The 9,299-nt window shown below is 73.6% G+C and carries 5 protein-coding genes and 1 pseudogene; all 6 read right to left on the reverse strand.

Features of this window, described 5'->3' with window-relative positions; genetic code table 11:
- Positions 1–4: 4 nt before the first annotated feature.
- Entirely contained in the window at positions 5–2,212 is a 2,208-nt protein-coding gene (locus JHAT_RS25555; RefSeq protein WP_077800609.1) for a bifunctional glycosyltransferase family 2 protein/CDP-glycerol:glycerophosphate glycerophosphotransferase, read from the reverse strand.
- 157 nt (positions 2,213–2,369) lie between these two features.
- Positions 2,370–4,670: a bifunctional glycosyltransferase family 2 protein/CDP-glycerol:glycerophosphate glycerophosphotransferase gene (locus tag JHAT_RS25565; RefSeq protein ID WP_171991049.1), complete on the reverse strand. Its 2,301-nt coding sequence runs from the start codon at positions 4,668–4,670 to the stop codon at positions 2,370–2,372.
- A 154-nt stretch (positions 4,671–4,824) separates the two neighbouring features.
- Positions 4,825–5,739: a carbohydrate ABC transporter permease gene (locus JHAT_RS25570; RefSeq protein WP_077800612.1), complete on the reverse strand. Its 915-nt coding sequence runs from the start codon at positions 5,737–5,739 to the stop codon at positions 4,825–4,827.
- 91 nt (positions 5,740–5,830) lie between these two features.
- A complete protein-coding gene (locus JHAT_RS25575; protein WP_253195602.1) occupies positions 5,831–7,177 on the reverse strand; it encodes a carbohydrate ABC transporter permease in 1,347 nt (448 codons plus the stop codon).
- A 3-nt stretch (positions 7,178–7,180) separates the two neighbouring features.
- Complete coding sequence (locus tag JHAT_RS25580; RefSeq protein WP_077800614.1) at positions 7,181–8,575, reverse strand: ABC transporter substrate-binding protein; 1,395 nt, start codon at positions 8,573–8,575, stop codon at positions 7,181–7,183.
- A gap of 215 nt (positions 8,576–8,790) precedes the next feature.
- Positions 8,791–9,299, reverse strand: a pseudogene (locus JHAT_RS25585) (cell division protein FtsK); the annotation flags it as partial.

A 9,299-nucleotide genomic window follows, 5' to 3' on the forward strand; every position in this document is an offset into this window, starting at 1 on the left:
GGGGTCAGCTCCTTACGAGGGTGGCGGCGGCGGGGGCCGGGACGCGCTCGGCGAGCGGGGTCACGGGCGCGATCGCCTCCGGCGGCTCGCCGAGCAGCACCCGGCGCACCACGCGCTCGGCGGCCCGGCCGTCGTCGAACTCGCAGAACCGCTCCCGGAACGCCGCCCGCAGCGCGGCCGACCGGGCGTCCGCGTACGAGCCGTCGCGGAAGACGCGGGCCAGTTCCCCGGGCGTGTGCACCACCGGGCCGGGCGGCGCCGCGGTCAGGTCGAAGTAGACGCCGCGGGTCTCCCGGTACACGTCCCAGTCGTCGGCGTACACGACGATCGGCCGGTCGAGGTTGGCGTAGTCGAACATGATCGACGAGTAGTCGGTGACCAGCGCGTCGGCGGCCAGGCACACGTCCTCGGAGGAGCGGTGCCCAGTGACGTCGATGACCCGGCCGGTGCGCTCGCGCTTCCCGCCGCGGTCGTAGAAGTAGTGGGCGCGCAGCAGCACCACCACGTCCTCGCCGGCCGCCTCGCAGAACGCCTCCAGGTCCAGGCCGCCCGCGCCGAACCCGCTCTCGTGGTCGCGGTGGGTGGGCGCGTACAGGACGGCCGTCCTCCCCTCGGGCACGCCCAGTTCGCGCCGGATGCGGGCGACGTCGTCGGCGGTCGCCGTGTAGTAGACGTCGTTGCGCGGATAGCCGTACTCCAGGTGCTCGTAGGAGCCGGGGAAGGCGCGCTCCCACGTCCGGGTGGAGTGGCGGTTGGAGGACAGGTTGTAGTCCCAGCGGTCCACGCGGCCCAGCAGCTTGGTGAAGCTGCCGGTGGCCGCCGCCACCACCGGGTACGTCGACTGGTCCACGCCCATCGTCTTCAGCGGGGTGCCGTGCTGCGTCTGCAGGTGCACGCTGCCGGGGCGCTTGACGACGCCCTCGGCGAAGTTGGCGTTGTTCACCAGGTACGTCGCCCGGGCCAGCACCTCCCAGTAGCGCCGGCTGCCGATGACGGCGTGCTCGACGTCCTTCGGCACGGTGTGCTCCTGGCCGGGCTCGACCAGGAACACCCCGCGCAGGTGCGGGGCGAGTTCGCGGGCCTTGGCGTGGATCGCGGCCGGGTTGCAGGCGTAGCCGCGGCCCCAGTACGCGCAGTACACGACGAGGTTCGGGTCCAGCGGGGCGCGCAGCCGGCGCCGGTAGCGCAGGCGGGTGCGCAGCCCCTGCGGGCGGGGCAGCCGGGCGAGGAGCCCGGCCGCCGCGCGGTTGGCGGCCCGCAGGGAGCGGAACGCCGCGTACGACCCGGACGCCAGCAGCCGGTGCTGCACGCCGAGCCGGCCGCCCGGCGCGCGGAAACCGGCGGGACGGTGGCGCCGGTACAGGCGGCTCGCCCGGCGGAAAAAGGCGCGGCGCCCCCGGGTCAGCCGCCTCGGGTGGGCGGCCGTCTTCAGGACCAGGGCGAAGAGCTGCTCGAACAACGGCCCGCGCCGCTCGGCCGGCAGCCCCCGTCCGGCGGCGTACGCGAGCGCCAGCTCGGCCTGGTCCAGCAGCTCGGTGTGGTGCTCGCCGGGCCGGTTCAGCCGACTGCCCTGGCGCCGCACCAGGTGCCGCACGACGACGGAGCGCAGCACCGCCACGCGGTCGGCGTCCGCCGCGGCCCGGGTGGTGAAGCCGATGTCCGTGTAGTGCCCGGCGGGGAACTCCAGCCGCCGTTCGGCGAGGAAGGCGCGGCGGTAGACGGCGCTCCACGCGGGCAGCTGCACGCCGGTCAGGTGCGGGGCGCGGCCGGGGGCGAAGGCCCCGTCCGGCGCCTTCGCCAGCAGCGGGGCGGCCGGGTTGACCGGTTCGCCCTCCCACCAGGGGACGCGCTCGTGCTCGAAGTACAGCACGTCGGCGCCGCCGGTCTCCGCCAGCCGCGCGTCCAGTGCCGCCAGCGCGCCCGGCACCAGGACGTCGTCGCCGTCGAGGAACAGCAGGTAGGCGCCGGTCGCCGCCCGCGCCCCGGTGTTGCGCGCCCCGGCCGTGCCCCCCGACGGCGGCGAGTGCACGGGCGCCACCCGGGAGTCCCGCGCGGCGCGGTCGGCGGCGATGCCCGCGGCGGCGCAGTCCGGGGCGTCGCAGACGGGGATCAGCTCGAAGTCGCCGAAGGACTGGGCGAGGACCGAGTCCAGCGCCTGGGACAGCCGCCCTGCGACCCCATGGGACGGGACGATGATGCTGAAGCGGGGCATTCTGCTCTTTCTCTCGTTGTCCTGGTCCGACGGGAGAGCCCCGTCGCTCGGACCGCCTGGCGTCCCGGCCGTCCGGTCGGCCGCCAGGTGGGCGGCCGGGACGGAGTGGGCCGCGACGAGCTGCGGGGCATGCGAACTCCCGGTGGACGAACGGCGGTCAGAGGCTGTCGGTGACGGTGCGGGGCCCGGCGGGTTGCGGCACGGTGGCGAGCGGGGGCCCGGAGCGGACCGCCGACGGGAGTCCCCCCGCCCGCGCGAGGCCGAGAGCGGGGGAGGGCGGGGCCGGGCGCCGTTCGGCGGGCGGCACGACCGGCGGGAGCTCCGTCTCCCCGAGCACGACGCGGCGGACGACGCGCTCGGCGACGCGGCCGTCGTCGTACGGGCAGAACCGCTCCCGGAAAGCGGCCCTGAGCCGGTCGGACCGCGGGCCGCACCACTGGCCGCCGGCGAGGACGCCGATCAGTTCGTCCTCGTCGCACGCCACCGCGCCCGGCGGGAAGGAGCGCAGGTCGACGTAGGTGCCGCAGGCCGCCTCGAAGACCTCCGGTTCGTCGGCGTGGACCACGATCGGCCGGTCCAGACCCGCGTAGTCGAACACCAGGTCCGAGTAGTCGGTGATCAGCGCGTCGGAGGCGAGGCAGAGCTTCTCCACGCTCGGGTGACCGGTGACGTCGACGATCCGGTCGTGCCGGACGGTGGTGAGCGGGCCGCCGTGCCGGGGGTGGGCGAGGGCCAGCACCATGAAGCGGGGGCCGAGGCGGGTGACGACGCGCTCCAGGTCGAGGCCCGCGCGCTGGGTGCGGCGGTAGTCGCGGTACGCGGGCGCGTACAGGAGGGCGACGGTGCCCTCGGGGACGCCGAGCGTCTCGCGCAGCCGGGCCACGTCCGCCGCCGTCGCCCGCTGGAACACGTCGGTGCGCGGGCGGCCGTACTCCAGCGTGGTGTAGCGGCCCGGGTGCACGCGCTCCCAGGTCAGGGTGGAGTGGCGGTTCGCGGAGATCACGTGGTCCCAGGTGTCCGCGGTCTCCAGGAGCCGGCCGAGGTCGGTGCCGAGGGCGGCGGCCGGGTGCTCCCGCAGGTCCAGGCCCAGGTGCTGGAGGGGCGTCCCGGCCTGCGTCTGGATCACCACCTGGCCCCGGCGCTTGACGAGGCCCGCGTCGAGACCGGTGTGGTGCACCAGGTACCGGGAGCGGGCCAGCGCCGTCCAGTACGCGGCCGTGTCCGGGGTCAGCCGGCGGGTGCCGGCCGGGACCGTGTGGTGGTGCGCGGGCGCGGCCGCCCACGCGGTGCCCACGTGCGGCGCGAAGGTGCGGAACGCCTCCTCCAGCGCCCCCGGGTCGCCGCCGTACCCCCGGCCGTCGTCGGCGGCGAAGACGGCGCGGTCGGCCCGCAGGGGGAGGCGGCGCTGGATCCGGTAGTGCAGCCGCAGGGCGGCGGTGCGTGCCGTCCCCAGCAGCTTGGCGGAGCCCTTCAGCGTCCGGCGGCGCAGGGCCGACACCAGCCGCAGGGCCTCGTAGGTGCGGCGCAGGCCCAGGCGGAGCAGGGTGTGGCGCAGCCGGACGGCCGGCGGGACGGGGGTGCCGGGGACGCGGTAGCGGCGGCAGTGGACGCGGGCCCGGCGCACGAACTCGGCGCGCAGGGACCGCGGGAGGCGGTCGGGGCGGGTGAACACCGTCACCAGGTGGTCGGCCATGCGGCGGAACAGCACCGGCCGCCAGCGGGCCAGCTCCGGATCGGACTCGACGTACGCGAAGAGCCGGTCGTACTGGGCGAAGACGTCGAGGTGGCGTTCGCTCGGGGTGCGCAGGATGCTGCCCCGGCGGCCCTGCCGGTAGTGCACGCAGACCCGGTCCAGGGTGGCGAGGGACTCCGCGGCCATCAGCACCGGGTACGACCACGGGGTGTCCTCGTAGTGCCCGGACGGGAAGGCGAAGCCCCGGCGCTCGGCGAACTCCCGCCGTACGGCCTTGTTCCAGGCCACCATCAGCAGCTTCAGCAGCCCCGGCCGGTCGGCGAGCCGGAACGGTGCCGGGCCCTGCTCGGTGAGGTGCGCCGCGGCCTGGTTGCGGACCGTCTCGCCGGTCGCGTACGCGCGGGCGTAGTCGTAGACCAGGACGTCGGGTTCGCCGGTCTCCTTGATCCGGTCGGCGATGCTCCGCAGTGCGTGCGGGGCGAGGGTGTCGTCGCCGTCGAGGAAGACCAGGTAGTCGCCGGTCGCCCGCTCCATGCCGGCGTTGCGGGCCGGGCCCAGGCCCTCGTTGCGGGGCAGGTGCACGGCCCGCACCCGCGGATCGCGCTCGGCGAACTCGTCGGCGATCTCGCCGCAGGCGTCCGGCGAGCAGTCGTCGACCACGATCAGCTCGAGATCCGGGTACGACTGGGACAGCACCGAGTCCAGGCACTCGTGCAGATACGCCTGAACCTGATACGCGGGGACGATGACACTGAACCGGGGCACGGGGACATCCATGGGTCGGCGCGGGCGTACGGCCCGGCAACGGCCCGGGGAACGACTTGGTTACGGTCCCTGCGTCATCCGGGGGACCACGCGCACGTGGAGGAGGGGGCGGGCCGGTGACCGGCCCGCCCCCTCAAGGGTGAGACTCCCGCGGTTACTTGACGGCACCCGCCATCACGCCGGAGACGAACTGCCGCTGGAACGCGAAGAAGACGGCCAGCGGGATCACCATGGAGATGAACGCGCCCGGTGCCAGCACGTCGATGTTGTTGCCGAACTGCCGTACCTGCGTCTGCAGGGCGACCGTGATCGGCTGGCTCCCGGAGTCCGAGAAGATCAGCGCGACCAGCATGTCGTTCCACACCCACAGGAACTGGAAGATGCCCAGGCTCGCGATCGCGGGCCCGCCGAGCGGCATCACGACCCGGGCGAACAGCCGCAGTTCGCCCGCGCCGTCGAGCCGGGCCGCCTCCAGCAGTTCCCTCGGGATCTCCGCGAAGAAGTTCCGCAGCAGGAACACCGCGAAGGGCAGGCCGAAGCCGACGTGGAACAGGACGACGCCGACGATCGAACCGAACAGGCCGATCTTGCCGAAGAGTTCGGCGATCGGGATGAGCGCCACCTGCACCGGGACGACCAGCAGCCCCACCACGGTCAGGAACCACCAGTCGCGGCCCGGGAAGTCCATCCACGCGAACGCGTAGCCCGCGAGCGAGCCGATCACGACGACCAGCACGGTCGCCGGGACCGTGATGAGCAGGGTGTTGACGAGGGAGGAGGTGATGTCGCCGTTCTCCAGCAGTTCCTCGTAGCTCTGGAAGGTGAGCCGGGACGGCTCGGTGAACACCTTCCACCAGCCGCTCGCCGCCATGTCCTTCGGCGTGCGCAGGGAGGACAGCAGCAGGCCGATCGTCGGGACCAGCCAGAACAGGCCGACCACGATCAGGAACACCCGGACCAGACCGCCGCTGACGCCCTCGGCGAGCCGCGACCCCAGCGACGGCTTCGCCTTCACGACGGTCCCGGACGGCTCCGCCGCCTTGGTGAGAGAACCCGCGTCCGCGGTCATCGCCGCACCTCCCGCCGCAGCCGCCGTACGTTACTGCGTCCTCCCGGGGGGCGACCCCCGGACCCCCAGCCGTCACACGGCGGACGCCCTGTCATCGCCGCACCTCCCGCCGCAGCCGCCGTATGTTGAACCACATCACCGGGATGACCAGCAGCAGCAGGAACACCGCGATGGCGCTCGCGATGCCCGGCTGGTCCGAGGCGAAGCCCTTGCGGTACAGCTCCAGGGCGAGCACGTTCGCGTCGTCCTGGGAGGAACCGGGGGCGATGATGAACACCAGGTCGAACACCTTCAGCACGTTGATCATCAGGGTGACGACCACGACCGCGAGGACCGGCGCGAGCAGCGGCACCGTGACCCGCCGGAAGACCTGCCACTCGTTGGCGCCGTCCACCCGGGCCGCTTCGAGGAGTTCGCGGGGCACGCCGGCGAGTCCCGCCGCGATCAGCACCATCGCGAAGCCCGCCCACATCCACACGTACGACCCGATGATGGCCGGGGTGACGAGCGAGGGGCCGAGCCAGTCCAGGCCGTTGTAGGCCTCCTTGAAGTTGTCGGCGGGCAGCCTGAGCAGCGCCCCGTCGGCCTCCGCGGGCAGCGTGAACGTGCCGTCGTCGGCGGCCTTCGTCGACGCGACGACCTCGCCGTCCTTGACGGCCTCGATCCTCATGCCGGCGTAGCCCAGCTCGGTGGCGTCGACGCCGCCCAGCTTCCCGACGCCCTTGCCGCGGGTGAAGTCCTGCCAGGCGGTGCCGGTGACCTTCCCGTCCTCGGGCCGGGCGGCCGCGGCCTTCTTCGCGTCGTCCGGCATCCGGTCGGGGGCCACGCCGACCAGCGGGAGCGTGACGACCTGCCCCACGCTGACCGGCTCCTTGGTGACGAACGCGCCCCCGCCGGCCGCCTTCAGCGGCGACTCGCGGCCGGGGTGCGCCTTCGGGAACGCCGACGACTCGGCGAAGGTGTCGTGCACCCCGACCCACACCGCGTTCGCGACGCCCTTGTCCGGGTCCTGGTCGTACACCAGGCGGAAGATGATCCCGGCGGCCAGCATCGAGATCGCCATCGGCATGAAGACGACCAGCTTGAACGCCGTTCCCCAGCGCACCCGTTCGGTCAGCACCGCGAAGATCAGGCCGAGCGCGGTGGCGACCGTCGGAGCGAACACCACCCAGATGACGTTGTTCTTCAGGGCGGTGCGGATGCCGTCGTCGGTGAACAGGGCCTGGTAGTTGTCGAATCCGGCGAAGGAGTCGCCGGACTGGTCGTAGAAGCTGCGGACCAGCGAGTACCCGATCGGGTAGACCACGAGCGCGCCGAGCAGCACCAGGGCGGGCAGCAGGAACAGGGCCGCCACGGTCCTGCGGGTGCCGGTCACGCTCCTGCGCGACTTGGGGGCGGCGGGGGCCGGTGAGGTCCCCGCCGCCGTTGCCGACGCCATCCGTCAGCCCCCGTAGGCGGCGGCCGCGTCCGCCTCCAGCTTCGCCGCGGCGCCCGCGACGTCCTTCGGGTTCTTCAGGAAGTCCTGCAGCGCCTTCCACTCGCCCTTGCCCGGGGTGCCGCCGAAGGCCTGCGGGGCCTGGTCCGACATGTCGAAGCGGAAGTCGTCGCCGGCCGCGATCAGCGCCTCGGCGATCTTCTTCTGCACCTCGTTCGGGTACACCGACGCGTCGAGGCTCTTGTTCGGCGAGAGGAAACCGCCCAGCTTCGCCTGGATCGCCGCCGCGTCCGGGGAGGCCAGGAAGGTGGCCAGCGCCTGCGCGGCCTTCGAGTCCTTCAGGATCACGGCCGCGTCGCCACCGGAGACGACCGGCGCGGTGCCGCCGACGGACGGGAAGGGGAACACCTTGGCGTCCGTGCCCACCTTGGCGTCCGTCTCACCGATGTTGACCTGCGCGAAGTCGCCCTCGTAGACCATGCCCGCCTTGGGCTGGTCGCCGCCGGTGAAGGTCTGCGTCACCGAGGCCGGGAACTCCGTCTGCAGCGCGCCGGACGCGCCGCCCGCGACGTAGTCCTTCTTGCCCCAGATCTCGGCGAGGGTGGTCAGGGCCTTCTCCACGGACGGGTCCGTCCACTTGATCTCGTGCTTGGCCAGCTGGTCGTACTTCTCCGGGCCGGCCTGCGAGAGGTAGACGTTCTCGAACCAGTCGGTGAGGGTCCAGCCGTCCGCGCCGCCGACGGAGAACGGCGTGACGCCGGAGTCGTAGACCGTCTGCGCGGTGGTGAGCAGTTCGTCCCAGGTCTTGGGCTCGGCGGCGCCCGCGTTCTCGAAGACCTGCGCGTTGTACCAGATCAGGGACTTGTTGGCGGCCTTGTAGTAGACGCCGTACTGCTTGCCGCCGACCTTGCCGATGTCCTGCCAGCCCTGCGAGTAGTTCTTCGCCAGCTCCTTGGTGGCCTCCGCGCCCAGCGGCTTGGCCCAGCCCTTGTCGACCGCCTGCTTGATGGCGCCGGGCTGCGGGAGCATCGCCACGTCCGGCGGGGCGCCGCCCGCGATCTTCGAGCCGAGGAAGTTGATGATCGGGTCCTGGGCCGGCACGAAGGTCACCTTGGCACCGGTGCGCTTCTCGAACTCGGCGAGGACCTTCTTGAAGTTCTCCTGCTCGGTACCGGTCCAGACGGCGGCGACCTCCAGGCTCTCGCCGTCCAGCTGGGGAAGGACCAGGGTGGCGGGCTTCGTCGTGCCGTCGCCCCGGCCGCCCTCGTCGCCGCCCCCGTTGTCGTCGTCGCCACCGCACGCGGTGAGCGAGAGCGCGAGGGCTCCCGCGGCCAGGGTGGCGGCCACCCTGGTGGTCCTCCTGGCGGTTCCGCGTGTCCGGATGGTGCTGCTCGTGCGCATCACTGCCCCGTTCTTCGTTCCTCGTCGAACGCCTGGCGCTGTCCCGTGCGCTCTGGTGTACGCCAGGGGGGTGAGGGCGGCAAGAGCGCACCCGTGCCCAACCCGAAGATCGTGACCGCGTCGTGACTCACCGCCCCAACCTGCGGGCTCGTCCCGCGCCGCCGACGCCGGGCGGCCCGCGCCGCGCCGCCCGCTCCGGGCGCCGGCGTCGGGCGTCAGAGGAGCGACGGCACCTCCGCGGCGGCGACTTCCCGCGCCGCCCGCTCCAACGCACTGGCCAGCAAGGCCAGATCCGTGGGCCCGTTCCCCAACTCCCGCACGGGCCGCCGGGCGGGCGGGTCGCCCATCCGGTGCCACTCCAACGCCACGACGGTGGGCCGCAGGGTCGCCGTACGAGGGATCCGCCCCGTCACCCGGCCCGCCTGGAACGCCACGCTCCGTCCGTCCGCCCCGGCCAACCGGCCCCGTCCCGGCAGCGGTTCGTCCGGCCCCGCCGCCGGCGCGTCGAGCACGACGCGCAGCGCCGCCCGGCGGGCCGGCTCCGTCTGGGCCGTGCGGCCCCCCGGCCCGGCGGCCGCCACCAGGTGCACCCCGAGCCGGTCGCCCTCCCGCGCCACCGCCTCCAGCGCCCGCATCACCGACCCCGCCGCGGGCCGTCCCGGCGACCCGAGCGGAGGGGTGACGAGCGCGTCCAGGTCGTCCACGACGACCACCAGCCGGGGCA

The sequence above is a fragment of the Streptomyces sp. JHA26 genome (assembly GCF_002005565.1).
Taxonomy (GTDB): Bacteria; Actinomycetota; Actinomycetes; order Streptomycetales; family Streptomycetaceae; genus Streptomyces.

Bases quoted from the DNA above. Each gene is read 5' to 3' on its own strand.
- JHAT_RS25555 (WP_077800609.1), bottom strand. From the start codon at position 2,212: ATGCCCCGCTTCAGCATCATCGTCCCGTCCCATGGGGTCGCAGGGCGG.
- JHAT_RS25570 (WP_077800612.1), bottom strand. From the start codon at position 5,739: ATGACCGCGGACGCGGGTTCTCTCACCAAGGCGGCGGAGCCGTCCGGG.
- JHAT_RS25575 (WP_253195602.1), bottom strand. From the start codon at position 7,177: ATGGCGTCGGCAACGGCGGCGGGGACCTCACCGGCCCCCGCCGCCCCC.
- JHAT_RS25580 (WP_077800614.1), bottom strand. From the start codon at position 8,575: ATGCGCACGAGCAGCACCATCCGGACACGCGGAACCGCCAGGAGGACC.